Here is a 16,185-nt window from a genome sequence, read left to right as displayed (position 1 = left end):
GAAGATAAGATCAACGCAGTTTACGCGATGGGCGAGTATTTTGCCTTGCAGGGAAATGGAACAAACTATGAGGCACAGACAGTCATTCTTGCAACCGGAGTCAGCACTGCAAAGGCATATCCGGGTGAGGAGCAGTTTTTAGGCAGAGGCGTCAGCTACTGTGCCACCTGCGATGCACCTTTATACAGAGGAAAAATAGCAGCCATCATCGGTTTTTCACCAAAAGAGGAAGCGGAAGCCGACTTTATGGCGGAGATGGCAGACAAAGTTTATTATATTCCAATGTATGAAGCCGATGTCAATGTGGCAGATTCCGTCGAAGTTTTGAGGGAAAAGCCAGTGTCCGTCGAGGGATCATTAAAGGTTCAGGAACTTGTGACAGACCGGAACCGTTATGATGTGGATGGAGTATTTTTTTTAAGAGAAAGTGTTTCTCCTGCACAGTTAGTGCCAGGACTTAAAATAGAGGACAATCATATTGCGGTTGACCGTCAGATGCGCACAAATCTTGCAGGTTGTTTTGCCTGTGGCGACGCGGTCGGTGCACCGTACCAGTATATCAAGTCTGCAGGAGAGGGCAATGTAGCCGCACTTTCAGCAGTTGCATATCTGGCAGAGAAAAAACGGCTGTCAAAGTAAATGATAAGAAGGAGAAAAAATTATGGTAAAGAAAATTTCACAGAACGAATTTAACGAAGTAACAGCAAGTGAGGTAGCAGTCATTGATTTTTCTGCTACATGGTGTGGACCATGTAAAATGTTAGCACCTGTATTGGAGGAGGTTTCCGAGGAATATGCAGGAAAAGTAAACTTTTTCAATGTAGATGTTGATGAGAACCCGGATCTCGCAATGCAGTACAAAATCATGAATATCCCGGCACTTGTCGTATTGAAAAAGGGTGAAAAGGTCGATACACAGGTAGGTTTCGCTCCAAAAGAAAATATTGTAGAATTTATTAAAAAACAGTTATAATAAAAGAAAGCGGCGCTTACCACAGTAAGGGCAACAGGATGACAATATGGAAAAATACGATGCATTGAAACTGGAGAAACAGCTTTGTTTTCCATTGTATGCAGTATCAAAAGAAATTGTAAAAAAGTACAAGCCATATCTGGATGAACTGGATCTGACTTACACACAGTACATTACAATGATGGTCATGTGGGAGTATAAGGAGATGAATGTGAAGGAGCTTGGGGAACATCTGTACCTCGACTCCGGAACACTCACCCCGGTTTTAAAAAAGCTGGAACAAAAAGGCTGGGTGAAACGAAACCGGGCAAAAGAGGATGAGAGAGTTTTGATCGTCACGCTCACCGCAGAAGGCGAAAAGTTAAGAGATAAAGCAGTGGAAATTCCACAAAAAGTTGGTGGGTGCGTCTGTCTTGACCAGGAAGAGGCAGCATCACTTTATAAAATTTTATATAAAATATTGGGGAATATGTAATTATTTGCAGATTTTCAGATTGATTGCATAGGGCAAAAGAAAATGTTGCGGTAATCATTAACAATTTTAACAGGTCAGGCGTATTGCCAGACTACATAGAAAAGGAGAAGAGCAGCATGGAAAAAGTGAATTTTGGTGTAACAAAGCGAGGGGAAGAAGCCTCGTTATATGTGTTGGAGAATAAAAACAACACAACGATTAAGGTGACAGACTACGGTGCAACACTGGTTTCTCTTTTATTTGCGGACAAGGCAGGGGTACAGAAAGACCTTGTACTTGGGTATGATAACGTGACCGGATATGAGGAACATACCAGTTACTTTGGGGCGATTATCGGACGAAACGGAAATCGTATCAAAGACAGCCGGTTTACGATCAATGGAAAAGAGTACAGGATTGACGAGAATGAGAATCATAATAATCTCCACAGTGGAAAAAACGGGTTTAACACGGTCATCTGGGAAGTGAGAGAACACACGGACAATAGCATCACATTTTATCACTACAGTTCAGAGACAGAGCAGAAATTCCCGGGCAACATGGAGATTACCGTTACATACACGATTGCAGATGATAATACACTGCATATTGTATATAATGGAAAAGCGGATGCAGATACGATTATGAACTGCACGAATCATTCCTATTTTAATCTGAATGGTCACGAGAGTGGAAGCATTGAAGGACAGGTATTGCAGATTTTCGCAGATGCCTATACGCCAGTCGTGGATTCAAGTGCGATTCCGACAGGAGAGATTGCATCGGTGGAGGGAACGCCGATGGATTTCCGAACAGAAAAACAGATTGGACAGGATATCAGGGCAGATTTTGAACAGCTTCATTTTACAGGCGGTTACGATCACAATTATGTTCTCGGCAGACCAGGTGAGAAAAAGATTATGGCAAACGCATACTGCCGGGAGAGTGGAATTGCCTTAGAAGCGGAAACTGACTGCTGTGGTGTACAGTTTTATGCAGGAAACTTTATCGGAGAGCAGACCGGAAAAGGTGGTGCAGCCTATCACGACAGAAGTGCATTTTGTCTGGAGTCCCAGTTTTATCCAAATGCGGTGAATGAACCGGATTTTCCGTCACCGGTGGTGAAAGCGGGACATACCTATCACACGGAGACAAGTTACCGGTTTTATCTGAGATAGGGTTGAAACGATAAACGAATCAGGATGAAAGTGCTGATAAATTGTATTGACAGAACAAACAGCCGATTTTGTCAGAAATATAGTTGACTTCGGGGGAAAAAAGTGCTATTCTCCAACATAGCATGAAAAGTGATAATTATGAGTGAGTCTATAGCTGATAATTAAGTGAAAGCGATGATAAGAGTTAGTACGTTTCCTATGATGTGCAGAGAGAAGGCGGTCGGTGCGAGCCTTTCATGATGAAAACGGAACCTGTCTTTGAGCGTGAAGTGAACGTGGGTGTTAGAACTGCGGACGGCATCAGATGCTAGAAAGCAGAAGGATTCATTATTAAGCTTCATCGGGAGCTCCCGTTACAGAGCTGGCATATCGGATATTTCCTGTATGCGTGAGAGCGGTTTTACCGAAATTAGGTGGTACCACGGACAGATAGTTCGCCCTAAGCTGATATTTTCATATTGGCTTGGGGCTTTTTTAGTGCTTCGAAAATATCTGTATTCAAAAAAATAGACAATTGCGAAACTCATAACAACCTAAATTGAATTGTGAGAAATTGACAAAAGACATGAAAGACATTGGGGAGCCGCCGGCACTTAGAAGGCAGATACAACAGTAAGTTGTGTCTGGCTTCTTAGTACCGTTGGGAGCGACACATAGCGAGAGCGTGTCTTGAATGTTTTTGTTAATTTTGAACAATTGAAAGAAGACTAGGATGAGTTTCGCAAACGCCTAATTCAAAAAAACAAGAAAAGGAGAAAGGATTATATGAAATTAGAAAAATTAGTAGGTGACAGATTTAAGGAAAGACCGGCGGATTGTCAGGTAGACAGCCACGCACTTATGATCCGTGGTGGTTACATGAAGAATGTGGCAAACGGAATTTACTCTTCTTATATGCCACTCCGCAGAATTACAAGAAAGATCGAGCAGATCATCCGTGAGGAGATGGATGCGATTGATGGACAGGAAGTACAGTTTCCGGTTGTTATGCCGGCAAGTCTCTGGCAGGAGTCTGGCAGATACGACAGCATCGGAAAAGAACTTTTACGTTTTACAGACCGAAACGGAGCACCGATGGTTCTTGGTATGACACATGAGGAGGCAGCCGTTCAGTTAGTAAGAGAATATGGACAGAGCTATGCAAAATACCCATTCATGATTTATCAGATCCAGACAAAATTCCGTGACGAGGCACGTCCAAGAGCAGGATTGATCCGTGTGCGTGAGTTTACCATGAAAGATGCTTATTCTTTCCACACAAGTCAGGAAGATTTAGAGCAGTACTATGATAAATGCCACAAAGCATATGAGAGAATCTATGCAAGAGCAGGTATCCCGGAGGTAGTTTCTGTAAAATCCGATTCCGGTATGATGGGCGGAAATGTTTCCCATGAGTTCATGCTTTTAACTCCAATCGGAGAGGATTCCATCGTAATCTGTAATGAGTGTGATTACCGTGCCAATATGGAAGCAGCCGAAAATATTGTAGAGAACGAGACAGAGGCTATGCAGGAGCTGACAAAGGTTCATACACCTGAGATGCATACAATTGAACAGGTTTGTGAATTTTTACATGTGGATGCAAAGAAATCCATGAAAGCCGTTGTTTACCAGAAAAATTCCGATGACAAATATATTCTCATTTTTGTGCGCGGTGACCTCGAAATTAATGAGACAAAGCTGACCAATTACCTTGGCTGCGATGTCCATCCGGCAGTGATCACAGAGGAGAGTGGCATTCAGGCAGGATTTATCGGACCGGTGAACCAGAATGCAGACTGTATCGTTTTATTTGACCGTTCTTTAAAGGGAACAACAAATCTTGTCTGCGGCGCCAATGAAGTGGATTATCATTACACAGGCCTGAATATGGAGCGCGAGTTCCCGGATGTAGAGTATGTTGATCTTGCAAAAGTTGTGGAGGGCGGTATCTGCCCATGCTGCGGTAAGAAATCACTGACCATTTCCCGTGGTATTGAGGTTGGTAACATCTTCCAGCTCGGAACGAAATACACCAAGACCATGAACATGACCTATGTGGACAAAGACGGCATAAGCAAAAATCCAATTATGGGTTGCTACGGTATCGGTGTCGGACGTATGGCAGCTTCCATTTGTGAAGCACATCATGATGATTATGGTCCAATCTGGCCAATGAGCATTGCTCCGTGGCAGGTTCACATCTGTGCGATGAACCTTGACAAAGAAGGTGTCAGGGAAGTAGCAGATACTTTATATGAGAATTTACAGAATGCCGGTGTGGAAGTGATCTATGATGACCGCTCCGTAAGTGCCGGAAATAAATTCTCCGATGCAGACCTTTTAGGGGTTCCGGTTCGTGTTGTTGTGAGCCCACGTAACTTAAAAGAGTCTGTTGTGGAAGTTTCCACCCGTGACAAGAGCCTTATGGAGAAAGTTCCGGTAGAAAATGCCGAGCAGTATGTAAAAGACCTTGTAGAGAAAATGAAAAAAGAGTGTAATCTGGTAAAATAAATGGAAAAAATAAACGGAATCCCGATGATTCCATTTGGACTTCTTGGCGGTTTCTGTGATCATCTGGAAATCAGAATCACAGGACTGTCGGAGGAAGGTTTTTCGTTTCGTGTACCGGAAAAAATAGAAAAAGCGGCGTGCCTTGAGATTTGTTTTTTTGACTTTTCTGCTGACTGTTACCGCAAAGTGCAGTTGGCAGAGAAGGAAAGAGAGATGAAGTTAACAGAGGAGACGCCCTTTTTCTTTATCTATTCGGTGTGGACAAAAAACGGGGAATACAGGGAGCAGGTAAAGCGTCTGGTGACAGATTATGACAACTACATATCGCTAAAACTCGCAGGAGATGATGCGTATCTTTCAGAAAAAATGGTTGGTTATCCGGCAGAATTGGACGAAGTTTACGCAGAGAGCTTCGAAGAGCAGAAGAAAGAGTGGTTCAGTTGTGTTGGTGATGGAATACAGGAGTGCAGGAATACATGGGAGCATAAAAAGTGTAATATTACAGATTTCCCTGAATTCGAGCTCGCCATCACAATAGACCGCCCGGAATTATATTATGATTTTCTACAAAAAGACTGGACGAGATTTTGCCACGATTACTGGAAAAACAATTTTTTGGAACATCACACATTGAGTCAGAAGAGAGTGACAAGAATCTACATTGGAAACCAGTTCTGCCACAACCTTTTTCCAAAGAAAAAATTGCTGTTTCAGGTGTTGGAGAAAGCGTTGGAGAACAATCTTGCGGTGACGCTTGCCTTCTCATATATTAGGAATCATCTGTTGGAAGAGATTGATGAACTGTTGCAGGAACTTGAAGTATGGTGCCAAAGCAGAGAAAAAGAGGCAGGCAAGGAGCAGGAGGAAATTATCGTAAACGACTGGGCGATGCCTATACTTTTGCAGGGAAAACCACACTTAAAACCAGTGTTGGGAGTTCTGTTAAATAAACGCAGAAAAGATGTCCGTTTACCTTATAAACATGGTATCGGGAATCATGTGGACAGTCTGGCAGAAAATAATTTGAATTGTGGATTTTATCAGGATTATTTAAAAAATACATTCGATATACAAAGATTTGAATTTGAATCATGTGGATATAAGGTTACAATCCCAGATGGACACCACAGCCTGCATCTTCCTTTTTTCCAGACAAATACCTCGCAGTATTGTACGCTTTATGCCGTTTGCAGATATGGTGACAGGGAAAAACAAAAGTTGCCGGAAAACTGCCCGAAATATTGCGAGCAAAAAGTATTTCTATATCCGAAGCATCTGAAAATGGTGGGAAGATATAATTCACTGTTTGGATATGATGAGAAAATACTTTGGGATGAAAAACAGTTGCAGGATTATCTCGAACAGGGGATTGACCGGATAGTTGTGAATGTTTCTTTGTAATAGTAGGACATTGTCTGGACAGGAATGCATTTTTATATAGAAAACGATTCCGCTGAGATGCAACAGGGGAGAAAAATACGATGGAGTCTGTTCTTGACCGTGTAATCAAGCAGAACACGGAAAATGTAAATTTATTAAAAACAAAAGATTACAATATTTTTTCTGTTTTACAGATACAGTCAAAGGAAGTTCTGATCTGCCGCATGATAGCTGACCTTTTAAATCCGAGAGGGCAGCATGGCGCAGGGGCAGAGTACTTAAAAATTTTCCTGAGAGATTGTCTTGGAATGGAAAAAATGGATACAAAACTGGCAGATCAGGCAATTGTGACGGCAGAATATGCGATTGATGATGAGCGGAGAATCGACATTGTCATCGAAATGGGCAGCTATTTTCTCCCAATTGAAGTGAAAATATATGCGGCTGACCAGAAAAGCCAGTGCTTTGATTATTATCAGTATGCAAAAAGAAGAGATGCGCAGGCGAAGGTGTATTATCTGACGTTGGATGGACACAGACCAGGAAAAGACAGCACATCTTCCGGCAGCCAGTCAGTACCGGAGGAGGATATCGTCTGTCTCTCATTCCGTGAGCACATTTTAAACTGGCTGAAAGCATGTAAAAGTTGTGAAAATACAGGAATGGTTCCTATTTTGGAACAGTTTATCCAGAACATAGAACAAATCAGCGGTTATACAAGTGAGAAGGTGAGAAATATGGTAATTGATGAACTGCTTAAGTCGGGTGATTCCCTAAGAGCAGGGATGCAGATTGCAGATTCTATCAATGCTGCAAAAGCAAAGCTGATCTATCAGGTGATGGAGGAATTTGAGAAGCAGTTAGCAGGAGTTGCGGAAAAGAATCATTGGACAAGGGAGAAAAACAGTAACTGGTACGAATATAAAGAGCAGGCAGATGAATTTTTTTATAAATGGTATTCTACCTATCCGGGAATCAACTACATTGTAAATGACGCCCCGATGCCGGATGGAAAGCAGCTCTGGTTCCGTGTGGAGGTAGAACATTGTCTGTTCGCGGGATTCTGTGTCTTTGATCCGAATGCAGAATCGGAGGAAGGACACGGGGATCAGGTGGATGAATATGATGCTGCAACTGTAAAAGCAGTCGGGCATTATCTGAAAATCAGTGCGGCAGACCACAAGGACTGGTGGGCAACCAGGTGGTATCTGCCAGCCGGAGAACAGAAGCCAAACGATTCCGTTCCGAACTTTAAAATCATGAATGATGCAGCAATCGCACTGGCAGATAAAGAGTGCCGGTCGGAGTTTGTATCATTGTGTGTTCGTAACATTGAGGAGATGGTGGAGAGAGTGCTTGCTATTCCAGAATGAAAAAATTATAATAAAATAAGTATGTAGTGGATTGGAAAGGAGAAGCTGTTATGAACAAACGTAAGAAACTTCCAATTGGAATTGAGAGTTTTGAAGAGATGCGGAAAGAAGATTTTTATTATGTTGATAAAACGAGATGGATCGAGCAGCTTCTCGCCCAGTGGGGAAAGGTAAATCTTTTTACCCGTCCACGCTGGTTTGGAAAATCTTTAAATATGAGTATGCTTCAGACATTTTTTGAGGTAGGAGCAGATGCATCACTTTTTGATGGATTGTATATTTCAAAGAATAAAGAAGTCTGCAAACAGTATCTTGGAAAGTTTCCGGTTGTATCCATCAGTTTGAAAGGCGTGAATGGAAACACTTTCGACGAGGCACGGAGCTGTCTTGTAAAAGTTATCAACAGAGAAGCGCGTAGATTGCAGAACTTATCAGAAAGTGAAAAACTGACACAGGTTGATAAGGAACTTTTTGAAAAATTGCTTTCTCAGATGAAGGATGATGGAACGTTAAGCAGCAGCTTATTGGAACTTTCAGAACTTTTGGAAAAACATTATGAAGAAAAAGTGATCGTTTTGATTGATGAGTATGATGTGCCACTTGCAAAAGCAAATGAAAATGGCTATTACGATGAGATGGTACTTTTGATCCGTAATTTATTTGAAAATGTGTTAAAGACGAATCACAGTTTGAAGTTTGCTGTGTTGACAGGATGCCTTCGGGTTGCAAAAGAAAGCATTTTTACAGGATTGAATAATTTTAAAGTTTATTCCATTACGGATGTTGATTTTGATGAAAACTTTGGCTTTACAGATGATGAAGTAAAAGAGTTGCTTCATTATTATGGTCAGGATACACATTATGAGACGGTAAAAGAATGGTATGATGGGTATCGTTTTGGAAATGTTGATGTATACTGTCCATGGGATGTGATTAACTATTGCAGTGATCATATTGCAAATCAGGAGTGTGCACCAAAAAATTATTGGGTGAATACAAGCGGAAATGATGTGATCCATCGCTTTATCAATAGTATTTATGAACCGCAGAAACTCACAAAACTGGAGTTGGAACATCTTGTGAATGGTGGAAGTGTCCAGAAAGAAATCAGTCAGGAGATGACCTATAAGGAATTGTATTCATCAATCGATAATCTCTGGAGTACCCTTTTTATGACAGGGTATCTGACAAGCCGCAGCAATACGGATGGAAACAGGTATGATCTTGTGATCCCGAATAGAGAAATCAGAAATATTATCACAGAACATATTCTGAAATTATTTAAGGAGAATATTAAGCAGGATGGTCAGAAAGTAAACGCTTTTTGTGATGCCTTATTAACAGAGAAAGCGGATGTGGCAGAGAAGCTTTTTTCAGATTACATGCAAAAAACGATCAGTGTGAGAGATACTTTTGTACAGAAGCCGACAAAAGAAAATTTTTATCATGGAATTTTGCTTGGAATTCTTGGGTTTAAAGAAAACTGGCTTGTGACATCAAACAGAGAATCTGGAGATGGATTTAGTGATATCATGATCCAGGTAGGAGATTCTGAGGTCGGGATTGTTATTGAGGTGAAGTATGCCAATGATGGTAATCTGGAAGCAGAGTGCAAAAAAGCATTGAAACAGATTGATGATACAGGGTATGCAGAAGCGTTGCATCAGGACGGAATCTGTAAAATCTTAAAATATGCGATCGCATGTTATAAGAAAACCTGTAAGATTATGTTAGAGGCAGAAAAATGTTAAAAAATAAAATTTTTACATGGATGACATTGGGTGAAATATCTTTGTTATAACATGGTTCAGAGAGGATTTTTTTATGGGAAGTTATCTTAATCCGGGCAGCACAGCATTTCAGGGAAGTCTGCGGTCACAAATTTATATTGATAAAAGCGGACTGATTGAAAAGACGAACACAGTGCTTGGCACAGAGCAGAAATATGTCTGCGTGAGCAGACCAAGACGATTCGGAAAATCTATGGCAGCAAATATGCTTGCGGCATATTATGACAGAGATTGTGATACGAAGGAATTTTTTGATAAACTTAAAATCAGTCAGTCAGAAGAGTATCTGAAACATTTGAACCAGTATGATGTGTTAAAAATTAACATGCAGGAATTTTTGAGCGCAACACAGGGCATGGAGGAAATGTTAAGATTACTGCAAAAGAGGCTGATCACAGATTTGAAAAACAGATATTCTTCATATGAGATAGAAGATAATCTGGTATTTGCGATGCAGGATGTCTATGCCAACACGCACCATCCGTTCATCATTTTAATTGATGAATGGGATTGCCTGTTCCGCGAATATCAACAGGATAAAGATGCACAAAAAAAATATCTGGATTTTCTGCGTTTCTGGTTGAAAGACAAAGACTACATTGCTCTTGCATACATGACAGGGATACTTCCGATAAAAAAATACGGTTCTCACTCGGCACTGAATATGTTTATGGAGTACTCGATGACCGATCCGGGAGAACTCGCAGAATTTTTTGGGTTTACGGAAGAAGAAGTTAAGGGATTGTGTGAGGAATATGCCATGAACTTTGAAGAAGTCAAAGCGTGGTATGATGGATATGATCTGATTTCACATAGTCGTTTTGGCGACAAAAGATATTCAATTTATAGCCCGAAATCAGTGGTAGAAGCGATGCTGCGGCACAAATTCGGCACATACTGGAACAGAACAGAGACCTATGAGGCACTGAAAATATATATTCAGATGAATATGGATGGATTGAAAGATTCAGTGATCCAGATGCTTGCAGGGGAGGGTGTGCGTATTAATACCGGAACATTCAGCAACGACATGACAACTTTTGCAACAAAGGATGATGTACTGACCTTACTGGTGCACCTTGGTTATCTGACATATAACAGTGAGACAGAGAAAGTGACCATTCCAAACAAAGAAGTGTCACAGGAATATCTCAATGCAATCAGTACCATGGACTGGCACGAGGTAATGCGTTCGGTTGAAAATTCGCGTAAGTTAGTGGAAGCATTATGGAATCAGGATGCAAAAGCAGTTGCTGCCGGAATTGAGAATGTCCATGATGAGATTTCAATTCTTCAGTATCATGATGAAAACTCATTGAGTTGTACCATTCATCTGGCATTCTATTTTGCAAGAGAATATTATACGATCATCCGGGAACTGCCGACAGGAAAAGGTTTTGCAGATATCTGCATGATCCCAAGAAAAATACACGCAGATAAGCCGGCAGTGATTATTGAATTAAAGTGGGATAAGGATGCAGAAGGTGCAATCGCACAAATAAAAGAGAAAAAGTATGTGAAATCCTTAGAGGATTACAAAGGTAATCTTCTGTTAGCCGGAATTAATTATGATAAAAAGACAAAGACACATACCTGCGTGATTGAGAAAGTGGAACTTTAACAGATGAAAATTGTCGCAGGTTTAGGAAGTATTGATGAATATGAGACATTTGTAAAAGCGGGGGCGGATGAATTCTTTTGTGGATATGTGCCGTTTTCCTGGGCGGAAAAGTACGGTGTGATCCATCCATTAAACCGTAGGGAAGTACTTTTTTACAATGTGCAGATTGGTTCCATGAGCGAACTGCAAATCCTGAAAAAAATGGTGGACTATTATGGCAAGCCGGTAAAATTGACGTTTAATTCCCTTTACTATACAGGGGAGCAGTATCCTGTCATAGCGGAGATCATCACACAGTGCATGGCAGCAGGCTTTGAAAATTTTATCATTGCAGACCCGGCACTGATGCTGTACCTCAGACAGCAGAAAATCAACTGCGGAATCCATTTAAGCGGTGAGACCGCGGAAGTGAACCGGGGAATGTTAGAACAGATGTTACCGTTTGGAATCCGCCGTGTGATTTTTCACAGAAAAAATTCGCTGGAAGATATGCAAAGCTGTATTAAATTTGTAAATGATAAGAAAATAAACTACAAATGTGATATGAAGGAAAATATAGAGGAAAAATATATGTTTCCAGATGAATATGAAGCCTTCATTTTGAATGAACTCTGTCATTTTTCCGGGGCATTCTGTAATTCCCTGCACTGTGATGAACTGACACATCTTTGCAGAGTACCATATGAACTGGGAAATCTGCACAAGAAAGAAGAGACAGATGCTGCGCAAAAAGATGTGGCAGAAACAGACAGAATACAGGAAAAAGAGGGGAAGGGACTTCCTTTGGATGAAGATGGTTATCTGACCGGCAGTACCGGCTGTGGGCTCTGCGCACTTTACCGCATGAAACAGGTCGGCATTACCCATTTAAAACTGGTTGGTCGTGGCAATTATACCGATTTTATGGAAAAGGATATAAGGCAGTTGCGGAAAGCTCTGGATATTCTGGAAAAATCAGACAATGAGTTGCAATATCAGAGGGAAATGAAAGCGTCACTTTTTCCGGATGGATGCAGTCAAAACTGTTATTATCGGTGAGAAAAGAAGATCTGAGGAACATTTTTATATATTTGAACAGATAATTATTAGTTATATCGATAAAATTCATTAATAATAATGACTTTTCAGGAAAAGAGAACCTATGCTATACTGCTATCGGATGATAGGAAAAACAGGATGAAAATATATGCTGGCAGATAGAAAAAGCCGGTTCATTCAGACTGTCTGTAACAAAAGTAAAAATAACAGGAGTTTAAAAAATGGAAAAACAAAAGAGTACACATCCCCTTATGAAATGGACGGAAGAATTCCATGGCCGAAAGCGATCGTTTATGGTTTGCAGCATGTTCTGGCAATGTTTGTCGGAAACCTGACACCGCTGATCGTGATCTGTGGTGCATGCGGTATTGGAGCAGCATCTGACTTTGCAGAGGTTTATGTGGAATTATTACAGAATGCAATGATCATTGCCGGCGTTGTCACATTGGTTCAGCTTTTTGCAATCGGTCCTGTCGGTGGACGTGTTCCGATCATTATGGGAACGAGTTCCGGTTTTATTGGTGTATTTAAAAGCGTTGCAGGTGTTATGGGTGGCGGAGTGATCGCATATGGCGCGATCATGGGTGCATCGATCATCGGTGGTCTGTTTGAGGGCGTGCTTGGATTTTTCTTAAAACCGCTCCGCAGATTTTTCCCTGCTGTGGTGACAGGAACAGTAGTTTTATCGATCGGACTTTCCCTGATCAGTGTTGGTGTCAGCTCCTTTGGAGGAGGATCTTCTGCGGCTGACTATGGTTCATTGGAAAATTTATTCATCGGTCTTGTTGTGTTGATCATTATTCTTGGGGTAAAACACTTTGCAAAGGGAATGGCAAGTTCTTCCTCCATCCTGATCGGTATTATTGCAGGATATGTGTTATGTTTTATTATGGGAATGATCCTTCCGACAACCGCAGTGAATGCTGACGGAGTGGAATACACCAAGGCATGGGTTTTGAATTTTGATAAAGTGAGAGAAGCTTCCTGGTTTGCATTGCCGAAAGTAATGCCGGTAAAACCGATTTTTGATATGCGTGCGATCGTGCCGGTACTGATCATGTTTATCGTGACAGCCGTGGAAACGATCGGTGATATTTCCGGTGTTATGGAAGGCGGACTTGGACGTGAAGCAACAGACAAGGAACTTTCCGGAGGTGTTATGTGTGATGGACTTGGTTCTTCGCTTGCTGCGTTATTTGGTGTACTACCGAATACCTCTTTCAGCCAGAATGTCGGACTGGTTACGATGACAAAGGTTGTAAACCGCATGGCACTTGCGTGCGGAGCAGGAGTATTGATTCTCTGCGGACTGTTTCCTAAGCTTGCAGCATTGATCTCTATTATGCCGCAGAGTGTTCTCGGTGGAGCAGCAGTTATGATGTTTTCCTCTATCGTAGTCAGCGGTATCCAGCTGATCACAAAGGAAAAACTGACCGGAAGAAATATTACGATCGTATCTGTCGCACTGGGACTTGGTTATGGACTTGGAGCAAACAGTGACATTTTAAGAATGCTGCCGGATACCATGCAGTTGATCTTCGGTGGTTCCGGAATCGTTCCGGCTGCAATTGTTGCACTGGTCTTAAATATTGTGCTTCCTAAGGATGAGGCTTAAGAAGATAGGTAAATAGAAGAAAAAGTGTATGGATAAATAGGATTTCCTTTGTGAGTTCTGCGAACAGGAACATCCTATTTGTCCGTGCACTTTTTCTTTATAGAAGTATCAGAAATAAACTTGTGGAAGCCTTTAAAAATAGTGTATAATAGAAAGACAGAGCTTTAAACAAAGGAATTAAGATACATGATTTTAAAGAAGAAAATTCCAAATGATTTTTATAAATTATTCCGCACAAAAAACAGGGAAGCATATATGCAGTTTGTCACAGCCATTTACGAGGAAAACAATGAAGTATATGCTTCTCTCGGTCTTACGCAGGAAGAGTGTGCGCTTATTATTGAGAATACGATCGAGAAATCAAAGATCGTGTGGCAGGAAGAGGACGATATGGAGGAAGGAGAAACGCCGGATGCATTATTTCCAAGCGATTCTCCTTCCGGCATGTTAAACCACCTGATCCGGTGGGGATGGCTGAAAAGTGATTTTGATGAGAAACTGAATACCTGTGTGATCTCTTTCCCGGAATACAGCCAGTTGTATGTCGAGTTGTTTAAAAAGCTGCAGAGTGATGATGACAGCCGGGAAAGAGAGAGCATGCTTTCCATTTACAGTGCGTTGTTTACTTATCATTCTGACAATGAAAAAAACAATGATATTTTAAAAAGTGCACTGCGCACATCCAAAAGTCTGGGGCAGCTGCTGTCCAACATGCAGGATGGAATGCGTTCCTATTTTGATGAGCTTTCCTCCCAGAAACATTTTATCGGGATTCAGCAGGTGCTTGTGGAGGAGATTAACAACAGCGACAGCAAAAAATATGCAATCCTCACAACGACGGACAGTTTTTACCGGTACAAGGAGGCAGTGAAAGAACTTATCAGTGAAATTTTAAACGAAAATGATGAGAAAAAAGCAGTGCTTCTGAAAGAAAAAAAATCTCTCGAAGCAGGCACGCTTTTACAGAAGAGAAATGAGTACAGATTGCAGTATTGTGAGGATACGAGCAGGATCGTGATGCAGTTGGAGCGGGAATTTGACATGATCGAGCGCAAATACAATAAACTCATTGAGCAGAAAACCGTTTTTGCAAAGCGTGCGCTGGCCCGCATCCATTACATTTTGCAGGAGGGCGTCAGTGAGGAAGATAACATCATCAAACTGATCAATCTGTTAGACCGCAGTGAGAAAAAAGATGAGATTTTGGTGGAAATGAGAGAGCGTATCCGTTTTTCTTCGCAGTTTAAAAATATTACAGATAACAGTTTTGCTGGAAGAAGAGACCGCGGGGACGGAGCATTTGCACCGGTGATGCTGGACGAAGAAATAGACGCAAGGGAACAGCACATGACGGATTTTGTTCCAAAGCCGTTGTATACAAGAAACGAGTTACAGAGTTTCCGAAGAAAAAATACCGTGGATGGAGTCTTTGTGGCAACAGAAGAGACCGTACAGTCTGTGGAGGATCTGGAAAAACTTCTTTTCCTCTGGCAGGAAGAGACGGAGGAACGTCTGGCGGAAGATACGGTATCGGTGGACGGCGAGATACGGAGTGAGGACGGACTAACTTATTCGAGACTTGTGATCGGGCAGAATCAATAAAATTGCGTTACTATACATGAAAGAAGGCATTGGAAAAAAGATGTTACAATATATGGAGACTGTCTCACAGGGCGAGGCAGAAAATATCAGAAAAACGATACAGGATTTATTCCGGCAGACATGCATTTTACAGGTGAAATGTGACCCGGCAACTCTGGTACAGCACGACAATCCGAGGTATCAGGTGTGTCTGCGCCACAGAGAGTTTATCGCGGACTATCTGTCTGTGCTGGACTGCGAGCTTGTGCATGATCCGCAGGAACATATTTTCCGGATCACGGGGGATGGCGTTATGACAGAGCGTATGAGCCTTATGACAACGAAGCTGGTCATTCTTTTAAAAATGATTTATCGTGACAAAATCATGGGGGAAGGTCTGCATGCAACTACTACAAATCTGGCAGAGATCCGTGAGTATGGAAAAAATACAAACCTTATTACAAGACGTCTCACAGGACAGGAGTGGAACGATGCACTTGTTCTGATGAAAACGCATCAGATGATCGAACTGCCGGGTGCCGTTGCCAATCTGGAAGATTTTACCCCGATTTATATTTACAGTACCGTAAACGTGTTCTGCTCTGCGATGGATATCAACGAGCTGGTGCGCACCTATCAGGACGAGGTGGAAGAACTTCTGACAGAAGAGGAAAAAGAGAATTAGATCA

Annotated in this window: 13 protein-coding genes and 1 other annotated feature; all 13 genes read left to right on the top strand. The window is 41.6% G+C overall.

The window, feature by feature from the left end; genetic code table 11:
- Positions 1-639 (top strand): NAD(P)/FAD-dependent oxidoreductase (locus tag ROSEINA2194_RS13435; protein WP_007888208.1); only part of this gene is annotated, 639 nt, incomplete at its 5' end.
- 22 nt (positions 640-661) lie between these two features.
- Positions 662-973, top strand: a complete 312-nt coding sequence (gene trxA / locus ROSEINA2194_RS13430; RefSeq protein ID WP_007888207.1) for a thioredoxin — start codon at positions 662-664, stop codon at positions 971-973.
- Positions 974-1,019: 46 nt separating this feature from the next.
- A complete protein-coding gene (locus ROSEINA2194_RS13425) occupies positions 1,020-1,448 on the top strand; it encodes a MarR family winged helix-turn-helix transcriptional regulator (protein ID WP_007888205.1) in 429 nt (142 codons plus the stop codon).
- 116 nt (positions 1,449-1,564) lie between these two features.
- On the top strand, positions 1,565-2,605 hold the full coding sequence (locus tag ROSEINA2194_RS13420; RefSeq protein WP_044928077.1) for an aldose epimerase family protein: 1,041 nt from the start codon (positions 1,565-1,567) through the stop codon (positions 2,603-2,605).
- Positions 2,606-2,770: 165 nt separating this feature from the next.
- Positions 2,771-3,050 (top strand) — a binding site (T-box leader).
- Positions 3,051-3,370: 320 nt separating this feature from the next.
- Entirely contained in the window at positions 3,371-5,098 is a 1,728-nt protein-coding gene (locus tag ROSEINA2194_RS13415) for a proline--tRNA ligase (RefSeq protein ID WP_007888200.1), read from the top strand.
- Complete coding sequence (locus ROSEINA2194_RS13410) at positions 5,099-6,499, top strand: hypothetical protein (RefSeq protein ID WP_007888198.1); 1,401 nt, start codon at positions 5,099-5,101, stop codon at positions 6,497-6,499.
- A gap of 80 nt (positions 6,500-6,579) precedes the next feature.
- A complete protein-coding gene (locus ROSEINA2194_RS13405) occupies positions 6,580-7,851 on the top strand; it encodes a PDDEXK-like family protein (protein WP_007888197.1) in 1,272 nt (423 codons plus the stop codon).
- 50 nt (positions 7,852-7,901) lie between these two features.
- On the top strand, positions 7,902-9,602 hold the full coding sequence (locus tag ROSEINA2194_RS13400; protein WP_044928074.1) for an AAA family ATPase: 1,701 nt from the start codon (positions 7,902-7,904) through the stop codon (positions 9,600-9,602).
- Positions 9,603-9,675: 73 nt separating this feature from the next.
- The gene (locus tag ROSEINA2194_RS13395) at positions 9,676-11,262 is read left to right on the top strand and encodes an AAA family ATPase (protein WP_007888195.1); all 1,587 of its coding nucleotides are present in this window, start codon (positions 9,676-9,678) and stop codon (positions 11,260-11,262) included.
- 3 nt (positions 11,263-11,265) lie between these two features.
- A complete protein-coding gene (locus ROSEINA2194_RS13390; RefSeq protein ID WP_007888180.1) occupies positions 11,266-12,300 on the top strand; it encodes a U32 family peptidase in 1,035 nt (344 codons plus the stop codon).
- Positions 12,301-12,556: 256 nt separating this feature from the next.
- Positions 12,557-13,915 (top strand): uracil-xanthine permease family protein, encoded by a 1,359-nt coding sequence (locus tag ROSEINA2194_RS13385; RefSeq protein ID WP_044928095.1) that lies wholly within the window; start codon positions 12,557-12,559, stop codon positions 13,913-13,915.
- A 186-nt stretch (positions 13,916-14,101) separates the two neighbouring features.
- The gene (locus ROSEINA2194_RS13380) at positions 14,102-15,517 is read left to right on the top strand and encodes a Wadjet anti-phage system protein JetA family protein (RefSeq protein ID WP_007888176.1); all 1,416 of its coding nucleotides are present in this window, start codon (positions 14,102-14,104) and stop codon (positions 15,515-15,517) included.
- Positions 15,518-15,557: 40 nt separating this feature from the next.
- Positions 15,558-16,181 carry a DUF4194 domain-containing protein gene (locus ROSEINA2194_RS13375; protein ID WP_044928092.1) on the top strand — a complete coding sequence of 208 codons (624 nt, stop codon included), beginning with the start codon at positions 15,558-15,560 and terminating at the stop codon, positions 16,179-16,181.
- The last annotated feature ends 4 nt before the right edge of the window (positions 16,182-16,185 follow it).

Source organism: Roseburia inulinivorans DSM 16841, assembly GCF_000174195.1.
Lineage (GTDB): Bacteria > Bacillota > Clostridia > Lachnospirales > Lachnospiraceae > Roseburia > Roseburia inulinivorans.
Note: the sequence above shows the minus strand (reverse complement) of the source record. Positions and strands in the feature narration are given on the sequence as shown.